Source organism: Flavobacteriales bacterium (assembly GCA_030584065.1).
Classification (GTDB): domain Bacteria; phylum Bacteroidota; class Bacteroidia; order Flavobacteriales_F; family PHOS-HE28; genus PHOS-HE28.
Genome location: CP129489.1, coordinates 1,008,771 through 1,032,320, shown reverse-complemented (window position 1 = coordinate 1,032,320; position 23,550 = coordinate 1,008,771). Strand labels below are relative to the sequence as shown.

The 23,550-nt window shown below is 62.9% G+C and carries 25 protein-coding genes and 1 tRNA gene; 14 read left to right on the top strand and 12 right to left on the bottom strand.

What is annotated here, in order from left to right; all coding sequences use genetic code 11:
• Positions 1-456 precede the first annotated feature (456 nt).
• Together recA and QY325_04515 are read left to right on the top strand one after the other, a co-directional pair.
• On the top strand, positions 457-1,476 hold the full coding sequence (gene recA / locus QY325_04520; GenBank protein ID WKZ67194.1) for a recombinase RecA: 1,020 nt from the start codon (positions 457-459) through the stop codon (positions 1,474-1,476).
• A gap of 55 nt (positions 1,477-1,531) precedes the next feature.
• Positions 1,532-2,569 carry a tetratricopeptide repeat protein gene (locus tag QY325_04515; protein WKZ67193.1) on the top strand — a complete coding sequence of 346 codons (1,038 nt, stop codon included), beginning with the start codon at positions 1,532-1,534 and terminating at the stop codon, positions 2,567-2,569.
• Here the strand turns inward: QY325_04515 and QY325_04510 are convergent.
• Positions 2,566-2,961: a hypothetical protein gene (locus QY325_04510; protein ID WKZ67192.1), complete on the bottom strand. Its 396-nt coding sequence runs from the start codon at positions 2,959-2,961 to the stop codon at positions 2,566-2,568. The two genes, QY325_04515 and QY325_04510, sit on opposite strands and share 4 nt — an antisense overlap.
• Before the next feature lie 80 nt (positions 2,962-3,041).
• On the opposite strand from QY325_04510, the gene QY325_04505 reads away from it, so the two are divergent.
• The 3 genes from QY325_04505 to QY325_04495 all read left to right on the top strand — a co-directional run bounded on the left by QY325_04505 (position 3,042) and on the right by QY325_04495 (position 3,806).
• Positions 3,042-3,115, top strand: a tRNA-Ala gene (locus tag QY325_04505).
• A 14-nt stretch (positions 3,116-3,129) separates the two neighbouring features.
• Positions 3,130-3,390: a rhodanese-like domain-containing protein gene (locus tag QY325_04500; protein ID WKZ67191.1), complete on the top strand. Its 261-nt coding sequence runs from the start codon at positions 3,130-3,132 to the stop codon at positions 3,388-3,390.
• 86 nt (positions 3,391-3,476) lie between these two features.
• The gene (locus QY325_04495) at positions 3,477-3,806 is read left to right on the top strand and encodes a rhodanese-like domain-containing protein (protein WKZ67950.1); all 330 of its coding nucleotides are present in this window, start codon (positions 3,477-3,479) and stop codon (positions 3,804-3,806) included.
• A 55-nt stretch (positions 3,807-3,861) separates the two neighbouring features.
• Here the strand turns inward: QY325_04495 and QY325_04490 are convergent, their stop codons facing one another.
• The gene (locus QY325_04490) at positions 3,862-4,467 is read right to left on the bottom strand and encodes an outer membrane beta-barrel protein (protein WKZ67190.1); all 606 of its coding nucleotides are present in this window, start codon (positions 4,465-4,467) and stop codon (positions 3,862-3,864) included.
• Between the two features lie 135 nt (positions 4,468-4,602).
• Here QY325_04490 and QY325_04485 point away from each other — a divergent pair, with 135 nt between their 5' ends.
• Positions 4,603-5,817 carry a carboxylesterase family protein gene (locus QY325_04485; GenBank protein WKZ67189.1) on the top strand — a complete coding sequence of 405 codons (1,215 nt, stop codon included), beginning with the start codon at positions 4,603-4,605 and terminating at the stop codon, positions 5,815-5,817.
• Here the strand turns inward: QY325_04485 and QY325_04480 are convergent.
• On the bottom strand, positions 5,814-6,842 hold the full coding sequence (locus QY325_04480; protein WKZ67188.1) for an endonuclease: 1,029 nt from the start codon (positions 6,840-6,842) through the stop codon (positions 5,814-5,816). The genes QY325_04485 and QY325_04480 overlap by 4 nt on opposite strands.
• A gap of 79 nt (positions 6,843-6,921) precedes the next feature.
• Here QY325_04480 and QY325_04475 point away from each other — a divergent pair, with 79 nt between their 5' ends.
• Together QY325_04475 and QY325_04470 are read left to right on the top strand one after the other, a co-directional pair.
• The gene (locus QY325_04475; GenBank protein ID WKZ67187.1) at positions 6,922-7,905 is read left to right on the top strand and encodes a N(4)-(beta-N-acetylglucosaminyl)-L-asparaginase; all 984 of its coding nucleotides are present in this window, start codon (positions 6,922-6,924) and stop codon (positions 7,903-7,905) included.
• A gap of 181 nt (positions 7,906-8,086) precedes the next feature.
• Positions 8,087-8,299, top strand: coding sequence for a hypothetical protein (locus tag QY325_04470; GenBank protein WKZ67186.1), 213 nt, complete (start codon positions 8,087-8,089; stop codon positions 8,297-8,299).
• Positions 8,300-8,302: 3 nt separating this feature from the next.
• Here the strand turns inward: QY325_04470 and QY325_04465 are convergent, their stop codons facing one another.
• From QY325_04465 to QY325_04455, 3 genes are all read right to left on the bottom strand, one after another.
• A complete protein-coding gene (locus QY325_04465) occupies positions 8,303-9,046 on the bottom strand; it encodes a hypothetical protein (GenBank protein ID WKZ67185.1) in 744 nt (247 codons plus the stop codon).
• 124 nt (positions 9,047-9,170) lie between these two features.
• Entirely contained in the window at positions 9,171-9,767 is a 597-nt protein-coding gene (locus tag QY325_04460; protein WKZ67184.1) for an RNA polymerase sigma factor, read from the bottom strand.
• A 4-nt stretch (positions 9,768-9,771) separates the two neighbouring features.
• Positions 9,772-10,896, bottom strand: a complete 1,125-nt coding sequence (locus tag QY325_04455; GenBank protein WKZ67183.1) for a hypothetical protein — start codon at positions 10,894-10,896, stop codon at positions 9,772-9,774.
• Between the two features lie 154 nt (positions 10,897-11,050).
• Between QY325_04455 and QY325_04450 the strand changes: the two genes are divergently transcribed.
• The 3 genes from QY325_04450 to QY325_04440 are packed head-to-tail and all read left to right on the top strand — an operon-like array spanning position 11,051 to position 12,302.
• Positions 11,051-11,254, top strand: a complete 204-nt coding sequence (locus tag QY325_04450; GenBank protein ID WKZ67182.1) for a hypothetical protein — start codon at positions 11,051-11,053, stop codon at positions 11,252-11,254.
• An 8-nt stretch (positions 11,255-11,262) separates the two neighbouring features.
• Entirely contained in the window at positions 11,263-11,640 is a 378-nt protein-coding gene (locus tag QY325_04445; GenBank protein ID WKZ67181.1) for a hypothetical protein, read from the top strand.
• Positions 11,640-12,302: a hypothetical protein gene (locus QY325_04440; protein ID WKZ67180.1), complete on the top strand. Its 663-nt coding sequence runs from the start codon at positions 11,640-11,642 to the stop codon at positions 12,300-12,302. Before QY325_04445 ends, QY325_04440 begins: the two co-directional genes overlap by 1 nt.
• Positions 12,303-12,441: 139 nt before the next feature.
• Here QY325_04440 and QY325_04435 read toward each other — a convergent pair whose 3' ends face one another.
• A complete protein-coding gene (locus QY325_04435) occupies positions 12,442-15,039 on the bottom strand; it encodes an ATP-dependent Clp protease ATP-binding subunit (protein ID WKZ67179.1) in 2,598 nt (865 codons plus the stop codon).
• 265 nt (positions 15,040-15,304) lie between these two features.
• Between QY325_04435 and gyrA the strand changes: the two genes are divergently transcribed.
• Complete coding sequence (gyrA, locus tag QY325_04430; protein ID WKZ67178.1) at positions 15,305-17,887, top strand: DNA gyrase subunit A; 2,583 nt, start codon at positions 15,305-15,307, stop codon at positions 17,885-17,887.
• A gap of 23 nt (positions 17,888-17,910) precedes the next feature.
• A complete protein-coding gene (locus tag QY325_04425) occupies positions 17,911-19,080 on the top strand; it encodes a tetratricopeptide repeat protein (protein ID WKZ67177.1) in 1,170 nt (389 codons plus the stop codon).
• A 51-nt stretch (positions 19,081-19,131) separates the two neighbouring features.
• Here QY325_04425 and QY325_04420 read toward each other — a convergent pair whose 3' ends face one another.
• A complete protein-coding gene (locus QY325_04420) occupies positions 19,132-19,980 on the bottom strand; it encodes an FkbM family methyltransferase (protein WKZ67176.1) in 849 nt (282 codons plus the stop codon).
• 216 nt (positions 19,981-20,196) lie between these two features.
• Here QY325_04420 and QY325_04415 point away from each other — a divergent pair, with 216 nt between their 5' ends.
• Positions 20,197-20,721: a hypothetical protein gene (locus QY325_04415; GenBank protein ID WKZ67175.1), complete on the top strand. Its 525-nt coding sequence runs from the start codon at positions 20,197-20,199 to the stop codon at positions 20,719-20,721.
• Here QY325_04415 and QY325_04410 read toward each other — a convergent pair.
• The 4 genes from QY325_04410 to QY325_04395 all read right to left on the bottom strand — a co-directional run bounded on the left by QY325_04410 (position 20,708) and on the right by QY325_04395 (position 23,543).
• Positions 20,708-21,022, bottom strand: a complete 315-nt coding sequence (locus QY325_04410; protein WKZ67174.1) for a hypothetical protein — start codon at positions 21,020-21,022, stop codon at positions 20,708-20,710. The genes QY325_04415 and QY325_04410 overlap by 14 nt on opposite strands.
• A 113-nt stretch (positions 21,023-21,135) precedes the next feature.
• Positions 21,136-22,983, bottom strand: a complete 1,848-nt coding sequence (locus QY325_04405) for a hypothetical protein (GenBank protein ID WKZ67173.1) — start codon at positions 22,981-22,983, stop codon at positions 21,136-21,138.
• 13 nt (positions 22,984-22,996) lie between these two features.
• Entirely contained in the window at positions 22,997-23,341 is a 345-nt protein-coding gene (locus tag QY325_04400) for a hypothetical protein (protein WKZ67172.1), read from the bottom strand.
• Complete coding sequence (locus QY325_04395; GenBank protein ID WKZ67171.1) at positions 23,334-23,543, bottom strand: hypothetical protein; 210 nt, start codon at positions 23,541-23,543, stop codon at positions 23,334-23,336. Before QY325_04395 ends, QY325_04400 begins: the two co-directional genes overlap by 8 nt.
• Positions 23,544-23,550: the final 7 nt, after the last annotated feature.

Below are 23,550 nucleotides of genomic sequence, written 5' to 3'. Positions count from 1 at the left end.
CATGTGTTTCCGGTGAAGCATGAGCAGGCACGGTCCCCAAGCCTTGCTCGGGGTCCAGCCAAAGGCGGTCAGTTTCGTTGGCGCGGGTCACCGGCTTCGCGGTGCCCTCGCTGGGCGTATGGGTGGATCGCATGTCGCTGGCCCTGTGGTTCAGGTCCAAGCGTTCAAAGGCAGTGGTCCGAAAAGCGACCCAGTCGAGAAAGAGTGCCGCGAACCTATGGCCATTCGGCACCCTGTGTCAAGTTTCGTCTTTGAAAAACCTCATTTCGTCGACATTCTTGGCTGTTCGACGGTGAGTAATCCAATCAATCGGTACCAAGAATGGTGACGCTTGTTCAAAACTTCTTGCCGAGAAATTTGGCACAGCCTGCACCGCGGTGCTTATTTGGGCGTCATGATATCGACGGTTTTTCCGTCAATCGTTCGATTCCGCAACTAACCACAACACCATAGGCCATGGCAACGGAGATCAACAAGGAGAAACTCAAGGCGCTTCAGCTCACCCTGGATAAGCTGGAGAAGACCTTCGGCAAGGGCGCCATCATGAAGCTCGGCGATGATGCCATCGAACAGGTGGAGGTGATTCCCACCGGCTCGCTGGGACTAGACCTGGCCTTGGGCGTTGGCGGCTATCCCAAGGGGCGGATCATCGAGATCTACGGCCCGGAATCATCCGGAAAGACCACCTTGGCTATCCACGCCATCGCCGAATGCCAGAAGCGAGGCGGAATTGCGGCCATCATCGATGCCGAGCACGCCTTCGACCGCTTCTATGCCGAGGGGCTTGGCGTGGACACCGAGAACCTGCTCATCAGCCAGCCTGACAACGGGGAGCAGGCCTTGGAGATCGCCGACAACCTGATTCGCTCTGGCGCCATCGACCTTTTGGTGGTCGATTCCGTGGCGGCCTTGACCCCACGCGCCGAGATCGAGGGTGAAATGGGTGACAGTGCAGTCGGTATGCAGGCCCGCCTCATGAGCAAGGCCCTGCGCAAGCTCACCAGCACAATCGGCAAGACCGGTTGCTGCTGCATCTTCATCAACCAGCTCCGCGAGAAGATCGGTGTCATGTTCGGCAATCCGGAGACCACCACCGGCGGCAACGCGCTGAAGTTCTACGCCACCATCCGCCTCGACATCCGTCGCGTGACGCAACTCAAGGAAGGAGAGAACGTCATCGGCAACCGCACCCGTGTGAAGGTGGTGAAGAACAAGGTGGCCCCTCCGTTCCGCAAGGCCGAGTTCGACATCATGTTCGGCAAGGGCGTGAGCAAGACGGGTGAGATCATCGACATGGCCGTGGAGATGGGCATCGTGAAGAAGAGCGGCAGCTGGTTCAGCTACGAGGACAACAAGCTCGGCCAGGGGCGCGACATGGTGCGCCAACTCCTCGATGACAACGAGGAACTTTGCCTCGAACTCGAGCAACGGATCAAGGAAGCGGTGGCCAAGACCGAGCAGCCGGTCACGGCCTGATGGGTTCAGCCGCTACTTTTGAAGGCCCCGGAAGGTGATCCGGGGCCTTCGCTTTATGGGTCAACCGATTTCCCGTTCCCTGGCCTTCAATGCCTTCTGGTGCCTTGCCCTCATCGCCTGCCAGGCACCGGGGGGAAAGGAACCGCGTGACGCACAAGCCCCGGAGGGCAGCCTGGCCTGGATCGAGCAGCGCATCATCGACAACCCCGACGATGCGGCGCTCTTCGCCCAGCGTGCCGCATTCTTCGAGGGCATTGACAGCCTGGCGCTGGCTGAGGCCGACTGGAAGCGTGCCATCGTCCTTGACAGCGCCAATTCCGCTTGGCGCCTCGCCTTGGGTGGGCTCTATTTCCGGAAGGTGAGGCTGGTGGATGCCGAGCGGAGCTTCCAACAGGCCATCGAACTGGCCCCTAGCTCAACGGACGCACGCAGTAAGCTGAGTGAGCTTTACCTCGTACAGGGACGCTTCAAAGAAGCCATGGCCGAGGCCAATGACGCCCTGCGGCTGGACCCTCAGAATGGCCAGCTGTACAACCTCAAAGGGTGGATCCACCGCACCGCCGGTGACACCGACCTGGCCATAAGCAGCTACCAGACCGCCGTGGAGCGCGACCCGGACCTCTATGACGCCTACATCTCCTTGGGCATCCTGCACGCGGCCCGCCATGACGCCCTCGCGCTGGACTACTACGATGCGGCCATCGCCGAACGGCCCACGAGCATCGAGGCCCATTACAACAAGGCGATGTTCGCGCAGGAACATGACCGGGACAGCCTGGCCCTCGCCTGTTACGCCCGCATCAAGGAGATCGATCCCGACTACCCATTGGCATACTACAACACCGGGTACATCCTGCTCGAGCACCAGAAGAAGACATTGATGGCGCGCGAGCAGTTCCAGAGGGCCATTGCCAAGATGCCCACTTACACGCAGGCGTGGTACAGCAGGGGCGTCACTTATGAACTGGAGGGCCGCTTGGACAGTGCGAAGGCGGATTACGAGCAGACCCTGCGCATCGACCCCACCCACACCGAAGCGGCCCTCGGCCTGAGCAGGCTCGCGGCCAAGGGCGTGAAGGTGAAGGCGCGCTAGCGGCCTTTGGGGCGTGCCGAGGCTTCAACGGCCCGGTTGAGGCCGTTCCTGTTGCTCACCACGAAGCGGCGCACGCGCATGCCCACAGGCGTGTGCGCCCGGAGGGTCCAGGTCCCGGGCCGGAGACGATCCAGGTCGAAGGCCGCTGCGGCATCCGGAGGCATGCTGTCCACCACCCGGCCTTGCCCGTTCAGGAGGTCCACCCGATAGGTCTCAGGGGGAAGGCTGAACGCCACCACACCGGGCGTATCGGTCTCGTGCATGGTGATCACCGCATCGTCCGCGGTCCGGGCCGGGACCTCTTTGGGCATGTAGGCCATGTCATCCGCCTGCGCCACGCAGTGGCACGCGGCGAGCAAGGCGGCGATGATCAGTGAGGTTTCGCGAAGCATAGCCCGCCTTCTACGTCACCAAGAGCTTTCCGGTTCCATATCGGCAGTTCGCGTCTTCTTTGCAACTTCGCGGCGACTTCGGGGCTGTAGCTCAGCTGGCCAGAGCGCGTCGTTCGCAATGACGAGGTCGTGGGTTCGACTCCCATCAGCTCCACCCGAAACGCAGGCATGGCCGCGGGCACCATCGTCGATGTGCGCACTCCGGAGGAGTTCGAAGGCGGCCATGTGCCCGGTTCCATCAATATACCGCTCGATCAAGTGCCGGCGCGGACCTCTGAATTCCGGACCATGGCAACGCCTATCGTCCTGTGCTGCCGAAGCGGCGCACGCAGCGGTCAGGCGCTGCTGTACCTGGAGGCACGAGGGATCACAGGGCTGCAGAATGGCGGCGGTTGGACGGATGTGGCCATGACCCTCGATCCGCAATGAACCATTCCTGGCTGATCGGAGCTTTGCTCGTGCTGACCTCTCACCTGCCCGCCGCTGGCCAGGTGCAGCAAGCCCCAGCAACCGGCATGGCCGTTAATCACCCTGCGGCCCTCGGCCCGTCCGCATTCAAAGCAGAGGTAGAATCCGGACGTTACCAGCTTGTGGATGTACGCACACCGGCCGAGTATGCAGCAGGGCACCTGGCCGGCAGCACCCTCATCGACTGGACCGCGCCTGACTACGAGCAAGCCTTCGCACGATTGGACGCCAAACGGCCGGTGCTGCTCTATTGCCACAGCGGCGGGCGCAGCGAGCAGGCCCTTGAGCACCTTGCGCAGCGCGGTTATCAGGTGCAGCACCTCGAAGGGGGCATCGTCGCGTGGCGGAAAGCGGGCCTCCCTGTCGTGAAGGACTAAGAAAACCGAGCGCCCCCGCATTGGCGAGGGCGCTCGTCGGATAAGGGGCCTTCCGTCAGTCGTCGTTACCGAAGTTCACGCCGACGGTCACGCCGTACGTGAGGTACCTTGATCCGATATCCTTCACCACGGGATTGTCGCTGAAGACCCGGCTCAGGCCGAAGCTGACTCCGGGTTGAACGGTCACCACACCCATGTCGAAGCCGAGGGCGGCATCAAGATTCAGGGACCCTCCACGGAAATCGCCGCGGTTGTATCCGATGCGGTCGTCACGGTCATCGACGCTCAACAGCACATCGTAGGTTGGACCTAGCATGAAGCGGAGGTCGAACTGATAGGAATCGATGATTCGATAGCCTACCAAGGCATTCAGCTTCAGGCTCGTGCGCACCAGGTCATCCTCGTACAGGAGCGTATCGTTATTGAAGGCCTTGATGGCGGTGGCGCTTCGACCGAAGTGGGCTCCGGGCTGGAAGAACAAGCGGTCACCGATGCGGAAGTCAGCGCCGAGCTGCCAGCCGATATTGGCCTTGTATTGGACTCCCGGCTCCGGGCTGGTGAGTCCTTGGAAATTGATCCCGGCCTGCGGGTTCACTTGGAACTGCGCGGCGGCGCCCATGGCCAGGGCCCCGAAGGCGAGGGAAAGCAGGTGCTTTTTCATGTTGGTTCCGATTGGTACAGGCGGGTAAGCGAATGACGTGCCAAGGAGGAGAGGCCTCCGCCACGTGGCGCACCCTCCCCTTGCCGGGACCGCGCTTCCGTCTATCTTGCCACGGTTCATCACCCACTTACGCGCATGGCACGATTCTCCGCTCTCCTCACCATGACCCTCGCCTCATTCACAGCCGTGGCGCAGGACTGCTCCACGGGGCGCTATGTCAATGCCAACCTCTTTGCCGATGTCAACGTCACCCAGGGAGTGGTGTTCGGCAGCAACACCGGCGTCTCTGGCAGCAGCCAGACCTTGCGGATGGACGTTTACGAGCCGTCGGGCGATTCTGAGCAGCTCCGTCCGGTGGTGGTGGTCGCCTTCGGCGGATCCTTCATCACGGGGACGAGGGGCGATGTGGCCTTCATCTGCAACGACCTGGCGAAGCGCGGCTACGTAGCGGTGGCGAATGACTATCGGGTCGGCTTCTTCCTGCCCAACCAGACAACCACCACCAGGGCCGTGATGCGCGGAGCGCACGACATGCGTGCATGCGTCCGATACCTCCGTCGCAGTGTGGCCGAGATGGGCAACCCATACCGCATCGATACGACGCGGATCATCATCGGCGGCGTGTCGGCAGGCGCGATCAGTGCCTTGCATGCCATGTACCTCGACCAGGACGCTGAGGTCCCCGCCGTGCTGGCCTCGGAGCTGCCCGGCCTTGGCGGCCTGGAGGGCAGCAGCGGGAGCCCGGGCTATTCGAGCCGGGCCATGGCTTGCTACAGCTTCAGCGGTGCCCTGGGCGACTCCGCTTGGATCGAGCCGGGGGATGAGCCCTTGGTGAGCCTGCACGAAGTAGGGGACAACATCGTTCCCTACTATACCGCTCCGGTATTCGTTGGAGGCATCCCCACCGGACTTACGGCCAGCGGCAGCCATGACCTGCATTTGCGGGCGGGGCACATCGGCATCACCAACTGCCTGAAGTCATATGACGCCAATGCGCACGTGGGCTACCTCCAGAGCGACCAGGCCAATGCACTCGACTATGTGGCCGTATTCATGGGCGAACTGGTCTGCGGCCAATCGGTGACCTGCGGGTTGAGCACCAGTGTTGCGGAGGTCGGCAAGGCCCAACCCTTGCAGTGCACGCCCAACCCGGCCTCAACCACCACCCGTCTTTCTTTGCCCAGCGCTTCGGACCTCTCGGTGATTGACATGCAGGGGAGGGTGGTGGAGCGCATCAGGGGGTGCATAGGGACCGTTGAGCTGGACCTGACCAACCTGCCGGCCGGGGCCTACACGGTTCGCCCTTCCAATCCGGACCTGGGCGCCGTACGTCTGCTGAAGGCCGATTAGCGCACAAAGCGCAGCACTGACTGATGCTCGCCGGCCAGCACGGCAACATAATATCCTGGGGAGGCCTCGAACGGCGCTGAGGCTGCTCCAGGGGATAGAGTCAGCTCTGTGACCGCACGGCCCGTGGCATCATGCACCCGCAGGATGCACCCCGGGCAGCCTGCTGCTGCTGGGATATGCAGGTATCCGTCGGCGTACCATGCTCGGCCCGCAATGGCAGCGGACTCGCTGATGGAGGCCTGCGGCCCCCAGATGCTGCTCGCCCACTGGGGCTCGTCGATGTATGGATTGCGGTTGCCTTGGATCACGAAGACCGAATCGTTGCGGGCCCTTTCCTTGTCGCTTACGGGATCAGCGGAATGCCAGGCCATCAAGAGGCTTTCAACCCATGGGATGAACTCGCCCTGCGCCAAGACCGATGCAGCCCAGCCGGTGGACTCGTCCAGGTAACGCGTGAGCATGTAGAAATGGGCGCGGGCGAGGTCGCCTTTGTAGGCATCGATGGGCTCGAACACGGTGCCTGAGCAGCCGGGGTAGATACAGGGCCCTCGCTTGCTGCCATTGCTGCTTGTGTAATCAGCAGAGCCGACGACCCCGTAAGGCCAATTCCCCCGCTGCTGGTTCACCCATGCATCAGCCGGATAGATGTGGTGGAGATCCGACCGCATCGGAACCGCATCATCGAACCAACTGACCGGGAAGGTGTGCTCCCGATTGAAGCAATCCCCTTCACCGTTGTAGCTCCCGCATTGGTCGGTGACGAATTGGAAGAGGTAATCCGGTGCGCCTCCAGGGATATCACTGTACATATCCCACACAGCGCCATCCGGCCGCCGATCGGTGCGGGCGAAGGCGCTCCAGAGTGCGCTGTAGGCTACCACCGAGTGCGGGCTGATGATGTCATTCAGGGCCGAGCGCAGCGCTTCGCCAGTCAGGCCTTCAGCAGCGGCATAATAGCCCGCGGGCGGTTGTGCGATGGCCATCGATGCCGGGAGGGAGAGGGCCGCGAGGATCAGGTTGCGCATGGCTGGGGCCGATTCGTGGCCAGCGGCGAAGTTCGGCACCTGCGGGCCATACGGGCGTGCGCCGTGCTATTTTGCGGACATGCAGGAAGGGCGTCGACGCTTCGTGAAGCTGGGGATGGCAGGCGCAGCCGGCCTATTCACTTTCCGCTCATCCCAGGCTGAAGCCCGGGAGACCTTCGTGCAGCCTTCGGCACGGACGCCGCTCATCCTGAGCACTTGGGATCATGGCATGCCGGCCAATGAAAGAGCTTGGCGGGTGCTGGAGCAGGGGGGCACCGTGCTTGATGCCGTAGAGCAGGGCGTGCGTGTGGTGGAGAGCGATTTCTCCAATCGCAGCGTCGGTTTGGGCGGCAGGCCCGACCGGGACGGCCATGTCACCTTGGACGCATGCATCCAGGACCACGAAGGGCGTGCGGGTGCGGTGGCCTTCGTGCAGGGATTCGAGAACCCGATCAGCATCGCACGGGCCGTGATGGAGCGTACCCCGCACGTGATGCTCGTAGGGCGGGGGGCCGAGCGATGGGCCTTAGCGAACGGATTCCGGACCAAGCAGGTGAGGATTCCAGAGGTGCGCGCCGAGTGGAAAGAGTGGCTGAAAACTTCCGACTACAAACCGAAGGCGAATGTCGAGAACCACGACACCATCGGACTCATCGCCATGGATGCCCAAGGTGTGATGGCTGGCGCATGCACCACCAGCGGCATGGCGTTCAAGGTCCATGGCCGAGTGGGCGACAGCCCCATCATCGGCGCGGGGTTGTTCGTGGATGGCGAGGCCGGCGCAGCATGCGCCACAGGGGTAGGGGAGCTGGTCATAAGGACTGCCGGGAGCCATACGGTGGTGGAACTCATGCGCCAGGGGCGCACCGCCATAGAGGCTTGCCAGGAAGCCACACGGCGGATTGCCCGCAAGCATCGCAGCTTGGATGGCATGCAGGTGGGCTTCTTGGCCATTCGGGCGGATGGGGACCATGGGGGATGGTCGTTGCGCCCTGGGTTCTCAATCGCCCTGCGCGCGGCGGAAGGGGGTGACCTCTACACGGCGGGGAGTGAATTGCCCTAGCGTTCACTGGTGGATTCGCCGGGATTGCCTTATCTTCGCCGCGATGGGCGTGGTGCGTCTTTTTCGGGGAGTGGCCGTAGTTGCCTTTACGGCAATGCTCTCTGCCGCTGCTGTCGCTGGCCACGGGGACACTGGTGGACATGCCCGCTTGAGCGTTCAATGCTCGCGTACGTCGGCCTTCGTGAACATACAGATCGCGCACATCCGGAAGATCGGCAAGGTGGCGCTGGAGATTCGTGACAAGGATGGGCGCGTGCTCTATCGCGAAGAGGGCAAGGCCTTGACTGATGAGCTGGTTCGTCGCCTTGACAAGGCGGTCCTGCCGCGCGGCACGCATGTCCTTTCGGTGCAGGGCAAGGACCTTGCGCTCTCGCAGGCATTCACGATCGACTAGGTCTTACCATCCTGTCGCCATCAGGGCCAGCAGCTCGGGTGCATCCGATAGCGTCGGTGCTCCACGTTTTCTGTCCGCTGCCTTGCGAGATGCTTTCGCGGCGGCCCCCGTGGCATTTGCGAGGCTCATGTTCACCGCCAGTTCATCGGCGGTGACTGTATGCGATTCCCTGGTGGCTTCGGAGTCCAACCGGATTGGGGCCTCCGCCATGGCGTCGGGCTCCAGGTGCGCTTGTGCATCCTCCTTCGACGCAGCTGCACCTGGAACGGTGAGTGGCGATTCGATGCTGCGGGATGCTTCCGAAAGCCCGGTTTCTGCGGACTCCTCGGCGATTCGGGAGGACGGCTGCGCTGCCGATGCGGCTTCGCTGGCCTGCTTCTCCGGCGCACCGGCAGGGCCGGACGGGGCTTCGCCGGGCGCATGGGCAGGGCCAACGACCGGGTCGCTCTTCGCGGCCGCCTCTTCCTTCAACTCGGCCAAGGCGACCTCCTTCATGCCTTTGCCGCTGTGCCGTACCACCTGGACCCCGGCCATCACCAGCAGCGCCAAGGAGGCAATGGCCAGGGCGGGTCGCCACAGCGCGAAAGCGTCCTTGGGCCATAGGGCCTGACCGACGGCATTGAGCCAAATGCGCCAAAGCGGCCGATGCTGGGTGCGGAAGGCTTCGAGCACCGCCGCCCGCACATCGGGGTCCGGCGTCAGCGGCTGACGGCCCTCCTCGCTGTTGCGGACATCCTTCAGCAGCATTCGCATCGCCTCATACTCGGCGCGGCCATTGAGGTGCCTCAGCACGTAGGCGCGCTCCTCATCGAGCAGCTCATCGAAGGCCCTTTCCTGAAGCAGGGATTCGATGTCTTCGGGGTCGTAGCGCTCACGGTTTTCCATGGTGGATGGCGTTGGGGTCGAACTCCTTCATGCGTTCGGCGAGCTTCTTGAGCGTATAGAAGAGCCTGCTCTTCACGGTACCCTCTGAGCAGCCGAATACGGCTGCTATCTCCTTGATGGCCATTTCCTCATGATACCGCATCACGAAGGTGGCCTTATGGTCCGGGTCGATGCGCCCCAACTCCTCCTGGAGGCGGTCCCGGAAACGCTCATGGTCTACGCCGGCACCGTCCAGCGCATCGATGCGGTCGCTCTCCGCCCGGAGGTGGAGCGTGGCGGCCTTCACAACCTCCTGGTGCCGGTAGGCATTCTTGCACATGTTGTTCGCCACGCTGAACAGCCAGGTCTGGAAGGGTCTTGCAGGGTCATACCCGGTCGGCCGCTGGGCAAGCTTTGTAAAGAGGTCCTGCAGCATGTCCCGGGCCCGCTCGCGGTCCTGCCAGAGCATTCGGTGGAAATAGTTGAGCAGGCGCCGGCTGTATCGGTCGTACACCGCCGCGAAGGCCTTTTCATCGCCCCGTACGACAAGCTCCATGAGCCGTTCATCGCTCATCCGCTCGTAGTCCTTGCCCAGCAGGGTCATGGGGTCAGTGCTGCAGGATGCCGTTGGCGATCAACTCACGCGTCATGCCCAATTCGTTGGCCAGTCGGCGCAGCTCATGTTCCAGTTCGCTCGCCTTGGATTCATCGCCTGCGCTGCGGTAGTGCTTGAGAAGCGCTGCCGCCGGTACGACATAGTTCCGGCTGAGCGGGCCAGCGGACCTGGTCTTCCGCATCGCCTTCCAAACTGATTCGAGCTTGTTCGTGTCGCAGCACTCCGCAGCAGTCAGGCGAAGCGTAAGGCCAGCCACATGGAGTTGGTCGGCGAGCGGTGCCGCAATGGACCGCCCCACGGCCAGAGAGAGATGAACCGGTCGCGCCGTGGCCAGGTGAACATTGCCCAGGAAGCCGTCCGAAGTGGCTGGTGCATCACCATTGGCCCCTGCAAGCCTCCATGCCCGCGAGCGATAGTCCCCATCAGAGAGGAGACGGAGGTCGATGACCAGCACGTCCCTTCTCTCTCCCTCGGCGTACTGCCTCAAGAGCACTGGGAAGCCGTCCATTTCACCGGCTGTGACGAGGATTCCGCCCCTGTCTACGCCAAGCAGGATATCGCGAGCCAAATCGGTTAGCCCGGCCGCCATCTGCCCTCTCTCCTTCATGGCTTTCGCAGCAGCGGCAAGGCGACCCTCATCGCCATCGCGCAGGGCCAGGGTGAGCATGGGAGCGAGCAGCTCGTCGCGTTCCGGGTTCGAGGCATGGGCGAGGGCCAGGTGGCTGAATGACGTTGCCGTCGGGAATTCCGCATAGTAGTTCGCCAGATGCGCCTCAAAGGAGTTGGGGAAACCGCGGCTCAGGGCCTCGGCTTGTTGCTGAATGGCAGCGCGATCCGCGCTCCCTAGGCTGCCCTGGCTGCGGATGAGGGCTGCATTCCGGGTCTGGCGGAGGGCATCGAGCCTTGGGCCCGCCCCGTCGACCGGCTCAGCGTGGGCATCGCGGGCAGACGCGGGCTGCGAAGCCTGCTCCTTTTCCCTTGCTGACATGGAGAGTGACCAGGCGCCTTGGTAGGCATCCATCACGTGCGAAACCCGCTGTGCCGGCGCCGGCACCGCTTGCGCCCAAACGCAAGCCTGTGCTAGGATCGAGACTAGGACGAGCAGCTGACGGGTCATGGCTCCAAGATCGACTCTGCAACCCGTACACGCGACACGGGAAGCGGTTCAATGACAGGACTACCTTTGCCAAAGTTGAGGGATGCTTAGCGAGGAGGCCAAGAACCGATTGCGACAGAGCTTGGATAAGGTCCATGCTTGGCCGTCATTGTACATGTTCAAGTTCATCCTGGAGCCCGATGCGGAAAGGCTGCAGCAGGTGCTTTCGCTGTTCCCCCCGGAAAGCGAGGTGCTCCGGAAGTATTCAGCCGGCGGCAAGTACCTCAGCATCACGGTGAAGGAGGTGATGATGACCGCCGAGGACGTGGTGATGCGATACGACCGTGCCGCCGGCATCTCCGGTGTCATCGCGCTCTGATCCCGCCCATGGAAGTCGCTACGATTCGCACGGCACTGCTGATCACGCTCAGCATCCTGCTGGTCATCGTGGTCCTCCGCCGGTTCCGGCGCAAGGTGGTGGCGAACGACCTGCCGGTGCCGCTGCATGTTGAGCTGCTTGCGCTGAAGCTGGCCTACCACCCGGAGCGCTTGCTCATCGAACTGCACCTCCCCACTCGGCAGGAGGTTCATTTGACCCTGCTGGATGAAACCCATCGCCCCATCCATGAATGGTCACCCGAATCCCTGCCTGCGGGAACGGCTGAACTCGACCGAGCGCTTCCTGCGCTCGATGCCGGCCTCTACCACCTCGAAATGGCCACATCGACGCAACGGACGGTGAGGCAGTTCCGTCTTCAACGGTGATGCGCTCCTTCATCCCCATCCTGCTCGGCCTTGCGCAGGTATTGCCGGCGTCGGCACAGCAGCGCAGCCGCCTCCCCGATGTCAGCACCACGATCAAGGGCGACCTCGTGCTCCCGGTCCCCCTGCGCAACCCGCTGTTCACCAGTGTCACTGAGAACATCGGCCAAGTGGGCGCCACCTTCCAAGTGCCCATCCGCAAGGGCTTGGGAATCGGCGCGGGCGGGGCCATGTGGTGGACGACGCTCAAGGAGCGGGCCTTGGCGCCCTTCGTTGGGGCCGGGGATGTGCGGCGCACCATCGTCTTCGGCAAGCTTCAATACGAACGGTACACCGGCGACCGAACATTCTACGAGGTCAACCTCCGGTCGGGCATGGCCTTCTATGACTTCGATTGCCCTAGCTGTGTCGGTGCGAAGGACGGCGTGCTGTTCTGGGGAGTAGGCTTCGGTTACTACGTCCACGCCACGGATAATCTGGCCTTCGGACTGACCTTGGGCTACGACCGGGCGAGCGCGACCTTCAACGCTCAGGACCTTGGGTTGGCCACCGGTTTTCCCGGCCGCCGGGAGAGCGTGGAAGGCACCGCCTTCCAGAACCTGCTCTTCGGCCTTGGATTCAGCACCCGACTGCGCAGAAGCGAGCGCGAGCCAGTGACCTGGTGAGCAAGCGTGCAGCACGCGGCGATGTGCCGCTGGGTGCTGCCTAAGGGAGCTGCCAGCCCGGAACGCGGCAAGGACGGTCATAAAGGAGAAGCGGCCGCCTCGTCCTGAAGCGGCCCCTTCGCATGGTGAGATTATTCGCTCACTCCGCAGGTGGCAATTCCTTCGGCTCACCGCCCTCTCCCTTGGCGATCTTCTTCTTTCCCTTGGTGACCTTGATGGCCACGTCGGTCTTCTCCTTGTTGAGCCCAATGGAGATCTTATCGCCCTCCTCAATCCCCTGGTTGATGATCTCCTCGGCCATGGGGTCCTCGATGAACTTCTGAATGGCCCGCTTCAGCGGACGGGCACCGAACTTCTCATCGTAGCCCTTCTCGGCCAGGAAGTCCTTGGCTTCATCGGTGAGCTTGAGCTCATAACCCAGTTCGGAGATGCGCTTGTAGAGGTGATCGAGTTCGATGTCGATGATCTTGTGGATGTCCTCCCGCTTGAGCGAGTTGAACATGATGATATCATCGATCCGGTTGAGGAACTCGGGGGCAAAAGCCTTGCGCAGGGCCTTTTCAATGATGCCGCGGTTGGCCTCATCCTGACCGGCGGACCTGGCGGCAGTGCCGAAGCCGACCCCCTTGCCGTATTCGCTCAAGTCGCGGGCCCCGATGTTCGAGGTCATGATGATGATGGCATTCTTGAAGTCGATGTGGCGGCCGAGGCTGTCGGTCATCTTGCCATCGTCCAGCGCCTGCAAGAGCAGGTTGAACACGTCGGGGTGCGCCTTCTCGATCTCGTCCAGCAGGATGATGGAGTAGGGGCGGCGACGCACCTTCTCGGTGAGCTGGCCGCCTTCCTCATAGCCGACGTAGCCCGGAGGCGCACCGATGAGGCGGCTCACGGAGAACTTCTCCATGTACTCGCTCATGTCAATGCGGATCAAGGCCTCCTCGGTGTCGAAAAGGTAGCGCGCCAGTTCCTTCGCCAGCTGGGTCTTGCCCACACCGGTAGGGCCCAGGAAAATGAAGCTGCCGATGGGACGGTTCGGGTCCTTCAGGCCGGCACGGTTGCGTTGGATGGCCTTCACCACCTTGGCAACCGCCTCGTCCTGACCGATCACCTTGCCGACCATCTCCTCCTTCATGCGCCTCAGCTTGCCGCTCTCCTTCTCGGCGATGCGGGTCACTGGGATGCCGCTCATCATGGCCACCACTTCAGCCACGTTCTCCTCGGTGACGGTGGTACGGTTGTTCTTGCTCTCCTCCTCCCAGGCTTTCTTGGCCTTGTCCAGCTCCTCCAGCAGCTGCCGCTCGCGGTCGCGCAGCTTGGCAGCTTCCTCGTAGCGCTGGCTGCGCACCACGCGGTTCTTCTCCTCCTTGATCTCCTCGATCTTCTGCTCCACGTCGAGGATGCTCTTGGGCACCACGATGTTGCTGATGTGCACACGGCTGCCGGCCTCGTCCAGGGCATCGATCGCCTTGTCGGGCAGGTGACGGTCCGTGATGTAGCGGTTGGTGAGCTTCACGCAGGCCTCCACGGCCTCAGGGGTGAAGTTCACGTTGTGGTGGTCCTCGTACTTCTCCTTGATGTTGTTGAGGATCTGGATGGTCTCATCCACGCTCGTGGGCTCCACCAGCACCTTCTGGAAGCGGCGCTCCAAGGCCCCGTCCTTTTCGATGTATTGGCGGTACTCATCCAGCGTGGTGGCCCCGATGCACTGGATCTCGCCACGCGCCAGGGCGGGCTTGAACATGTTGCTGGCGTCGAGGCTGCCGCTGGCACCACCGGCCCCAACGATGGTATGGATCTCGTCGATGAAGAGGATCACATCCGGGCTGTTCTCCAGCTCGTTCATCACCGCCTTCATGCGCTCCTCGAACTGGCCGCGGTATTTGGTGCCGGCCACCAGGCTGGCGATGTCCAGGGCCACGATGCGCTTGTTGAAGAGCACGCGGCTCACCTTGCGCTGAATGATGCGCAGGGCGAGGCCTTCGGCGATGGCGCTCTTGCCCACGCCGGGTTCGCCGATCAGCACGGGGTTGTTCTTCTTACGGCGGGAGAGGATCTGGCTCACGCGCTCGATCTCCTTCTCGCGGCCCACGATCGGGTCCAGCTTGCCGTCCTCGGCCAGCTTGGTGAGGTCGCGGCCGAAGTTGTCCAGGACCGGTGTCTTGCTCTTGCTGTCGCCCTGCTTCCGCTGACCTGCCCCGCCGCCGGAGAAGGAGCCGCTGTCGTCGTCGTCGTCATCGGCACTCTGTGGCCCTTGTGCCCTAGGCTTGCTGGTGTATGCGGAGCCGGGCGCAGACCCATCTGCGAGAATCATGTCCAGCTCGTTCTTCACGGACTCGTAGTCCACATGGAACTTCCTCAGGGTGCGCGTAGCCAGGTTGTCCTCATCCTTGAGGATGCTCAGCAGCAGATGCTCCGTATCGATGTGCGGACTCTTGAAGAGCTTGGCTTCGAGGTAGGTGATCTTCAGCATCTTCTCCACCTGCTTCAGCAGCTGGATGCTCTCCTTGTCGGTGGGGCGGGTCGCACTGGGGGGCTCCATGCCGCGCTCCACGGACCGCCGCAGCTCATCGAGGTCGACCTCGAGGCGCTGCAGGATGCGCAAGGCGTTGCCTTCCACATGCCGCAACAGCCCGAGCAGGATGTGCTCGATACCGATGAAGTTGTGCCCGAGGCGCAAGGCCTCTTCACGGCTGTAGCCGATGATATCCCGGACACGGGGGGTGAATTTGGCGTCCATGCTGTATGGTCGCAAAGTTGGGGGTTAAGCAAGCCGTGCCCGACACGATGCGACGGAGCACAAGTTAAGCGGTAAGGCCGCGGGCCAAGCTATCGATCCGGGGTCCGGCTGCTCCCGAACGGGGAAATCCAATTATCCACAGGGCGCTGTGGCGATGTGGAAAACAAGGCATCGGCGGTTCTTTCGGATAAGGATACTTTCGGGCTCCCTTTTCCGGAGGGTTGAACGCCGCCGGAAAAGGGTCCATCAGACCGTATCAAGACCCATGGCAGAAGGAGAGAAGATCATCCCGATCAACATCGAGAACGAGATGCGCACCGCCTACATCGATTACTCGATGTCGGTGATCGTGAGCCGGGCGTTGCCCGATGTGCGCGATGGCCTGAAGCCGGTGCACCGCCGGGTGCTCTTCGGCATGCAGGACCTCGGCGTCTTGAGCAACCGTCCCTATAAGAAGAGCGCCCGTATCGTGGGGGAGGTGCTGGGGAAGTACCACCCGCACGGCGATGGCAGCGTGTACGATGCCATGGTGCGCATGGCGCAGGATTGGAGCCTTCGCTACCCGCTGGTGGACGGCCAGGGCAACTTCGGCAGCATCGACGGGGACAGCCCGGCGGCCATGCGTTACACCGAAGCCCGGTTGAAGAAGATCGCCGAAGAGGTGCTCGCCGATCTGGACAAGGAAACGGTGGACATGCGCCCCAACTTCGACGATACGCTCGAGGAGCCCAGTGTGATGCCCACCAAGATCCCGCAACTGCTGGTGAATGGTGCGGCCGGCATCGCGGTGGGCATGGCCACCAACATGGCCCCGCACAACCTGAGCGAGGTGTGCGACGGCATCGTGGCCTATATCGACAACAAGGACATCGATGTGGAGGGCCTCATGCACCATATCAAAGGTCCGGACTTCCCCACCGGCGGGGTGATTTACGGCGTGGATGGAATCCGCGAGGCTTATGAGACCGGGCGTGGCCGCATCGTGCTCAGGGCGAAGTGCAGCATCGAGGAGGACCAGAAGACCGGACGTGAGACCATCGTCTGTACGGAGATTCCCTACCAGACCAACAAGGCCGTCCAACTCTACAAGGGCGTGGCGGACCTTGTGAATGAGAAGAAGATCGAGGGGCTCAGCGATGTGAATGACTATAGCGATCGCAATGGCATCCGCCTCGAGTATGAGGTGAAGCGAGATGCCATGGGAACCGTGGTGCTCAATCAGTTATACAAGTTCAGCGCACTCCAGACCAGCTTCAGTGTCAACAACATTGCGCTCGTGAATGGTCGCCCCATGCTGTTGGGGCTGAAGGAGCTGATTGCGCGTTTCGTGGACCACCGCCATGATGTGGTGGTGCGCAGGACCAAGTTCGATCTGCGCAAGGCCGAGGAGCGGGCGCACATCCTGGAAGGCCTGCTCATTGCGCTGGACCACCTCGATGCCGTGATCGCGCTGATCCGCGCCAGCCAGACGCCGGAGGAGGCCAAGGACGGGCTCATGCAGCAGTTCGGGCTCTCGGAGGTCCAAGCCAAGGCCATTCTCGACATGCGCCTGCAGCGCCTCACAGGGCTCGAGCGGGACAAGATCCGGGAGGAGCATGCCGAGCTGATGAAGACCATCGCCTACCTGAAAGAGGTGCTGGCCGATGAGGGCCTGCGGATGCGGATCATCAAGGATGAAACGCTGGAGGTCAAGGAGAAATACGGCGACAAGCGCCGTACCCAGATCGTGCATGCCAGTAGCGACATGCGCATCGAGGACCTCATCGCCGATGAGGCCGTCGTGGTCACCATCAGCCACATGGGCTACATCAAGCGCACATCGCTCACCGAGTTCCGGACCCAGGGCCGGGGCGGTGTGGGCACCCGTGGCAGCAGCACCCGCGATGAGGATTTCCTGGAGCACCTCTTCGTGGCCACCAATCACAACTACCTGCTCGTGTTCACCCAGAAGGGCCGCTGCTACTGGATGCGTGTATTCGACATTCCCGAGGGCAATCGGCAGAGCAAGGGACGCGCGATCCAGAACCTCGTGCAGCTCGAGGGGGACGACAAGGTGGTGGCCTACCTCAATGTCACGGACCTCAAGAGCGAGGACTACCTCAACAACCATTACGTGGTCCTCTGCACGAAGCAGGGCATCATCAAGAAGACCACCCTCGAGGCCTATAGCCGGCCGCGCGTGAGCGGCATCATCGCCGTCAACATCAGGGAGGGCGACGAACTGCTGGAGGCTCGCCTTACGACGGGGAAGAGCCACATCATCCTGGCCAGCCGCGAAGGCCTGGCCGTGCACTTCCAAGAAGAGGATGTGCGTCCCATGGGCCGCAACGCCAGCGGGGTGCGCGGCATGAACCTGGAGGGCGGCGGCGAGGCGAATGAGGTAATCGGGATGATTGCCATCGACAGCAGCGAACTCTCCACGCGCCAGGTGCTGGTTGTGAGCGAGAAGGGCTACGGCAAACGGTCGGCCATCCTCGATGAGAACGGCGACTATGCCTACCGTATGGTAAGCCGGGGAGGCAAGGGCGTGAAGACCCTTCAGGTGACCGAGAAGACCGGCGAACTGGTCGCCATCAAGGATGTCACCGATGCGGACCAGCTCATGATCATCACCCGCAATGGCATCACCATCCGCATGAGCCTGGAGGAACTCCGGGTGCTGGGGAGGGCCACCCAGGGCGTGCGACTCATCGAGCTCCGCGGCAACGACCAGATTGCTGCCGTGGCCAAGGTGGACAGCGATCTTCAGACCGATGAGCAGTCGCAAGGGGCCGATGCGCCGGACCACGGTGGCGAGGCACCACCCGTCGATGGCACTGAACTTGCCGGAGGGGAGGACCAGGAATGAGCAATACCCGCAGACGAACAACCATGAAGACCCTTTTCACCCTTACCGCAGCAGCCTTGGCATTCGGCCTTCAGGCCCAGAACGCCAACGTGGTGAACGCCTTCAATTACATGAAGGACGGCCAGCTTGCGAAAGCCGTTGAGTACATCGAGCCCGCCACGCAGGATGCCAAGACCGGACTGAGCGAGAAGACCTGGCGCTACCGCGGCGACATCTATCGCATGATCGCCCTCGGAGAGGACGCTGCACTGAAGCAGCAATTCCCCGATGCCATCGACAAGGCGGCCGAGAGCTATATGAAGGCCAATGAACTGGACGCCAAGGGCGCATACAAGCGGGAGAACGGGCAGGCCCTCATGGCCCTGCAGGGCGCATCCCTCAATGCCGGCAATGATGCGTTCCAGGCCAAGAACTACACAGAGGCCGTTGCCCGATACCGGCGTTCGGAGTCTATTGCGAAATCCTTCGGGCAGGTCGATACCAATGCCATCTTCAATCGTGCCCTGGCCTATGAGCTCGGAGGGGATGCCACGAACGCCATCAGCAGCTATCGCGAGGCGATTGCGGCCGGCTATTCGAAGCCCGAGGTGTACCGCTACATCGCCAGCTTGCAGCGGAAGTCGGAGGATCTGAATGGCGCCATCGCCACCACTCAGGAGGGCCTCAATGCCTTCCCCGGCAATAAGGACCTCATGCTCGATCGCATCACCTTCCTCCTTGCCGCTGATCGGAGCGAGGAGGCCGAAGGGGGGGTTATGGCAGCCCTCGAGAAGGACCCGCGGAATGCCGCCCTCTGGTCGGTGCTCGGGAGCCTGCACGATAAGAAGGCCAACGATGCCAAGGACGATGCCACCCGCACCGCAGCGTACTCCAAGGCGGAAGAGGCCTATCGCAAGGCAATCGAGGTGGACCCATCCTCGTTCGATGCCCACTTCAACATCGGCGTGCTGTTCAATAATCGGGCAGCCACGGAGTATGAGAAGTGCAACGCCATCAAGAGCGATACCGAGTACATGAAGTGCAAGAAGGTGGCGGACGACATCTACCTGCAGGCCGTGCCGTTCTTCGAGAAGGCCCACGAGCTGAACGCCAACGATTCGCAGACCATCCAACAGCTCATCAAGCTCTATGGCAAGACCAACGACCAGGCCAAGTACCAGGTCATGAAGGACAAGCTTGCCAAGCTTCAATAAGCCTGGGAAGCCATGCATGCGCGAAGGCCGGGGCAACCCGGCCTTCGCCTTTCAGCGCTGGAGTTCCCAGATAATGTCCTCCTTGTGCGGGGGCATGCGCTCGGGCTCCACCTGCACCAAAGTACCATCGCGGCGTGCGTGGTGCGGGCGGAACCCGGAATCACGCAACAGCTTGAATATCCGATCATTGAGCTTAACCCGATCGGGCCTTACCTCGGTCTCCACCAGGATGGTATCGATGGCCCTTTCCGCCAGCATGCGGGCGGCCCCTTGCAGGGCGGGAAGCTCTGAATCCTCAATATCGAGCTTCAGGAAGTCGATGTGGCTGATGCCCTGCGCGGCGCAGAAATCATCGACGCTGGTGACAGCGACCTCGACCGGAACCCTGTCGTTCGGCTTGCAGGCTTCCTCGAGCACGGCATACCCATGGGTTACCACCCGCGGCGTATCGAAGAAGGTGAGCTTCCCGGACCGGTTGGTGAGTGCCGCGGCCTGTAGGCTCCAACCCGGCACCGATCCGGACGGATTGTGCCGGCGGATGCGGGTAAGGCAGGTGGGCGAGGGCTCGAATGACCAGACCTGGCCGCCGGGCTGGACCATCCCAAGCACCTGGGCTGCGAAATAGCCGATGTTGCAGCCAGGGTCGAATACCACCATCCCTGGCTTAAGGCGGCGACGGAGGTAATTCAGGACATTCTCTTCATACAGGTCGAAGAGCATCATCCGGTGGTACTGGATGTCACGGTCCAGTTCCACCTTGATCCCGTTGATGGAGCGCACCGTGACAGGGTCGGAGACCCACCGGCCGACGGTATCGGCCAAGCGGTGCCGACCGCGAATGGGCACGTGCCTCGTGAACCACCGTAATCCCGCCTGGCCGGCATGCTTCAGGAAATCCATGGGCGCGAATGTAGGCGGGTAGGTGGGTGGGCAGGGACGAATCAAGAGGAGATTCTCCGCCACTAAGGCTCAGATATCCAGCCGAATGCAGGTTAACATAATATAAATTATGTGCCAACCCGCCCCGCCCAACCAGCCCTAACTCCCAGCAATACCGGGCCAAATAGCACATGCTGCACGGCGCCAAGCGCCTAGGAACTTTGCACGAAGCTAGCCATGAAGCGCATCACCATCCGCGGCGTGCTGGAACCGGCCGCCACCAGCACCTACACGGCGCATCGCACCTACTACGTGGTGCTGGGCAACCGGCGGCGCGTGCCGTTCAGCAGCCGGCGCGATGCCAAGGCCTTCCAGGCGGCAACCGAGCAGTTCCTGAATGAGCTGCTGCACGAGGCCAACGGGCTGCTGGCTCAGGCCCTGCACGATTACCGTATGGCCTGGCCGGCCCTGAAGGCCATGCAGCGCGGCACCAGCCCCGACCAGGCTATGACCCTGCAGCTGCGCACGGCCACCGAAGCGCTAGACCGGGCCGCTGAGGGCCCCAACGGACCCAACCGCATGCACTTCGCCTGGCTGCACCTGGGCAATGCCATCGGCGCGCTGGGCGCCTACTACGCGGTGCTGGCCGATTGGTATGCCTACAAAACGCAAGGCGTTTGGCGCCACCAGGCCGCCATTGCAAGGCGCCGCTGCCTGGAGGCCCTGCAGCGCCTGGCCACCTACGGCGCTACGGACCGATAGCCCCGCGGAAGAACTGCACCACCACCTGCGTGGCGCCCCCACTGCTGCACACGGCTGCCCCTTGTATGCTCGCCCCGTTGGCCAGGGTGAGCTCGGTGGCGCGCAGGCACGCGGCCGGGCCCTCCCCTACCGATCCATCCAGGCGGTAGGCGAACTCGGCATTGCCGGCCCCCTGCACCCTGGCCTGTGCGGCGCCGCTGGGGATGGTGACCAGATCGCTGAGCAGATCGGTGGTGCCACCCAATGTGGCCACCTGGGTGCCATCGGCACCGTCAATGGGCGTGTATCGGCTGGCTATCATGGCCTACTGTACGTTCACGCTCACGGTAATGGGCTGCACCAGCTCGGTGGTACCCGGGAGCGTTGCCACCTGGGTGCCCTCCGGCCCTTCGATCGGGGTGTAGCGGCTGGCTATCATGTCACGTTCACATCAGTGACAGGCGCCTGAACCACCGCGGTGACGCTGGGACCCAGCGGCAGGTTCTGGAACACGCCCATGCAGGTGACGCTCACAGGATTGCCGTCGATGGTCTGCACGGACCCGACGGCACCGCACGGGCCGCCGCCATCGGCCACCAGATCAATCGCAGGGCCCAGGATCACGGTGTAGGGCTGCGTACTGTCCACGATGGCGACGCACGCTCTGCAGCTTTTGATGCGCCCTCGGATGCGCAGCTCTCCAATAACCACCTGAGCCCCCCAACTCGCCAGCGAATTGATCATGCCATGCACCAGTATGCTGCCGTCCAGGCAGTTCGCGCCAATGCCCGTGGTGCTCGTCACCTGCCCATAGAATTCCTGAGTGCCGCCGCCGTCGCACTGCAGGGCATCCAAGTCTGCCTCAATGCGGCCTTGGATAGCCTGCGTGCCTGTGGTGCAGAGCGCACCGATGTCACTGGCGCTGGTGAGGACGCCCGTGACCGATTGCGTCGCCTGATTACAGGTGGCAGCGATACGATTGGCCTCAATATCACCGAAGACTAGCTGCCGCGTGCCGGCATCAACGGCGATGGCGCCGTATTCACTGGCCAGGATGTCGCCGTGATGCTCCTGATAGGCGCCTTGTTCGGCGTAGAGGCCATACGAAGCGCTGCTGATGATGTCGCCGTGGGTAATGGTTGCCGCCTGCGCGCCGGAGGCGAACACGACATCGCCATTGCCAGTGATATCGCCGAACACCGTTATGCGCCCGCCGTTGGAGAATACGATATTGTTGCCCGTGCCGGTGACATTGCCTTGAATCTCTACGGTGCCAGTCGCGCAAACCACCGTATCGCTGCCCGATCCGGTAACGTTGCCGCGCACGGTAACACTGCCATCGTTGCACACGATGCATTGTCCATCGCCGACCAGTTCACCCTCGACCAGTATGCTTGCGCCCGTGCCGCTCTCGATGCATGCAGTGCCGAAGCTGCGCACCGCGCCGTACACCTCCACGCGGCCCGTGGCAAGGATCCCGCTGCCGTAGCCGGTTACAGGCGCCTGCTGTATCCATCGGCCGTTGAGCACCCGCAGGGCATGCAGCGTACCGCCCTCGATCGGCACCTGGCAGATCACTGGTGATGCGCCCGTGTCGATGCAATCGACAGCGTACGGAGCGCCCTGGTCGGCTATGATGAAGCCTGCCCCGGCCACCGTGAAGCCCTGTGCGCTAAAGCTGAACACGGGGTCCGTGCCATTGTCGCGCAGGATGGCACCCACGAGCAGCCAGTTCACCTGCGCGGCGCCCAGGTTCTCGCCCACGTAGTCGCCGGCCCACACCATGATGGTATCGCCGGGCTGGGCATTGGCCTGCGCAGCCATGGGCGTGGCGTAGGGCAGGTCCTGCCTGTAAGGCGCTCCGGTGGCATCGTTGCCCACGGGCGCCGGCATCACATGCAGCACGTTGGGCGTGGGAATGGCGCTGAGGCCCGGCGGCGGAGGCGGCACCACGCCGCCGGTGCCGCTTACCTGCGGAATGGGCGGGATGGGCCCCGTGCTGCCGTAGCTGAAGGCCACGGCCACCGTAGCGTTGCCGCCCACGGCGCGCAGCACCAGCTGGTTGATGCTGGGCCGGTTGGCCAGGGGCAGCACGGCATTGGCCGGCAGCAGCAGCCAGCCGGCGCCGGTAGTGGCGCCGTCAAGCCGGTACTCGATGCTGGCGTTGCTGGTGCATTGCAGCCACAGGCTGCTGGCCTCGGCCGGCACGGCAAAGAGCGCGCTGAGCGGGGTGGCCGCCGTGGTGAGCGTGGCCGCCTGTCCGCCGCCCAGCAGGGCAGCCAAAGGGGTGAATCGGCTAGTTGGGGGCATAGCCTACGTCCAGCATGCGTTCAAGGCCATGCAGAATGGCCCTGTTCTGGTCCTGCAGTACGCGGTGGGTGCTGTCCATGCGGTCCATGCGCTGCCACACGGCGCTGTCGCGCGCCACGGCGGCGGCATTGATGCTGTCCATGAGGATGAGCATGTGGCCATGCACGGCGTTCGTCACCTTCTCCTGCTCGCGCTCGCTCACGGTGTCGATGTAGCCGTGTATGTCGGCCACGAAGAGGCGCCAGGCGGTAACGATGGTGATGGCCGTGCCCACGAGCATGCGGGCCCAGCCTTCAGCATCCAGGCGCTTGGGCTTGCTCTCCTCAGGCATAGCGCATCTTGGTGAGCTCGCTCGCGGCCACGTCCACCACGGGGGTGCCGGGGCGCACGCGATCGCCGTCAGCCACGGCGTCGGGGGTCTTCACGGGGGCCTTGCTGGCGGCCTTGCTGGCCTTGTAGCGGCGGTAGCCGTACACGATGCCGGCGATGGCGAGGATGGCCACTAGGGCGATGATGATGTTGCGGGTGCTCATGGTTCGG

Coding starts and splice junctions, on each gene's coding strand:
- recA (WKZ67194.1), top strand. CDS start 457: ATGGCAACGGAGATCAACAAGGAGAAACTCAAGGCGCTTCAGCTCACC.
- QY325_04515 (WKZ67193.1), top strand. CDS start 1,532: ATGGGTCAACCGATTTCCCGTTCCCTGGCCTTCAATGCCTTCTGGTGC.
- QY325_04510 (WKZ67192.1), bottom strand. CDS start 2,961: ATGCTTCGCGAAACCTCACTGATCATCGCCGCCTTGCTCGCCGCGTGC.
- QY325_04500 (WKZ67191.1), top strand. CDS start 3,130: ATGGCCGCGGGCACCATCGTCGATGTGCGCACTCCGGAGGAGTTCGAA.
- QY325_04495 (WKZ67950.1), top strand. CDS start 3,477: ATGGCCGTTAATCACCCTGCGGCCCTCGGCCCGTCCGCATTCAAAGCA.
- QY325_04490 (WKZ67190.1), bottom strand. CDS start 4,467: ATGAAAAAGCACCTGCTTTCCCTCGCCTTCGGGGCCCTGGCCATGGGC.
- QY325_04485 (WKZ67189.1), top strand. CDS start 4,603: ATGGCACGATTCTCCGCTCTCCTCACCATGACCCTCGCCTCATTCACA.
- QY325_04480 (WKZ67188.1), bottom strand. CDS start 6,842: ATGCGCAACCTGATCCTCGCGGCCCTCTCCCTCCCGGCATCGATGGCC.
- QY325_04475 (WKZ67187.1), top strand. CDS start 6,922: ATGCAGGAAGGGCGTCGACGCTTCGTGAAGCTGGGGATGGCAGGCGCA.
- QY325_04465 (WKZ67185.1), bottom strand. CDS start 9,046: ATGCTGCTGAAGGATGTCCGCAACAGCGAGGAGGGCCGTCAGCCGCTG.
- QY325_04460 (WKZ67184.1), bottom strand. CDS start 9,767: ATGACCCTGCTGGGCAAGGACTACGAGCGGATGAGCGATGAACGGCTC.
- QY325_04455 (WKZ67183.1), bottom strand. CDS start 10,896: ATGACCCGTCAGCTGCTCGTCCTAGTCTCGATCCTAGCACAGGCTTGC.
- QY325_04450 (WKZ67182.1), top strand. CDS start 11,051: ATGTTCAAGTTCATCCTGGAGCCCGATGCGGAAAGGCTGCAGCAGGTG.
- QY325_04445 (WKZ67181.1), top strand. CDS start 11,263: ATGGAAGTCGCTACGATTCGCACGGCACTGCTGATCACGCTCAGCATC.
- QY325_04440 (WKZ67180.1), top strand. CDS start 11,640: ATGCGCTCCTTCATCCCCATCCTGCTCGGCCTTGCGCAGGTATTGCCG.
- QY325_04435 (WKZ67179.1), bottom strand. CDS start 15,039: ATGGACGCCAAATTCACCCCCCGTGTCCGGGATATCATCGGCTACAGC.
- gyrA (WKZ67178.1), top strand. CDS start 15,305: ATGGCAGAAGGAGAGAAGATCATCCCGATCAACATCGAGAACGAGATG.
- QY325_04425 (WKZ67177.1), top strand. CDS start 17,911: ATGAAGACCCTTTTCACCCTTACCGCAGCAGCCTTGGCATTCGGCCTT.
- QY325_04420 (WKZ67176.1), bottom strand. CDS start 19,980: ATGGATTTCCTGAAGCATGCCGGCCAGGCGGGATTACGGTGGTTCACG.
- QY325_04415 (WKZ67175.1), top strand. CDS start 20,197: ATGAAGCGCATCACCATCCGCGGCGTGCTGGAACCGGCCGCCACCAGC.
- QY325_04410 (WKZ67174.1), bottom strand. CDS start 21,022: ATGATAGCCAGCCGATACACGCCCATTGACGGTGCCGATGGCACCCAG.
- QY325_04400 (WKZ67172.1), bottom strand. CDS start 23,341: ATGCCTGAGGAGAGCAAGCCCAAGCGCCTGGATGCTGAAGGCTGGGCC.
- QY325_04395 (WKZ67171.1), bottom strand. CDS start 23,543: ATGAGCACCCGCAACATCATCATCGCCCTAGTGGCCATCCTCGCCATC.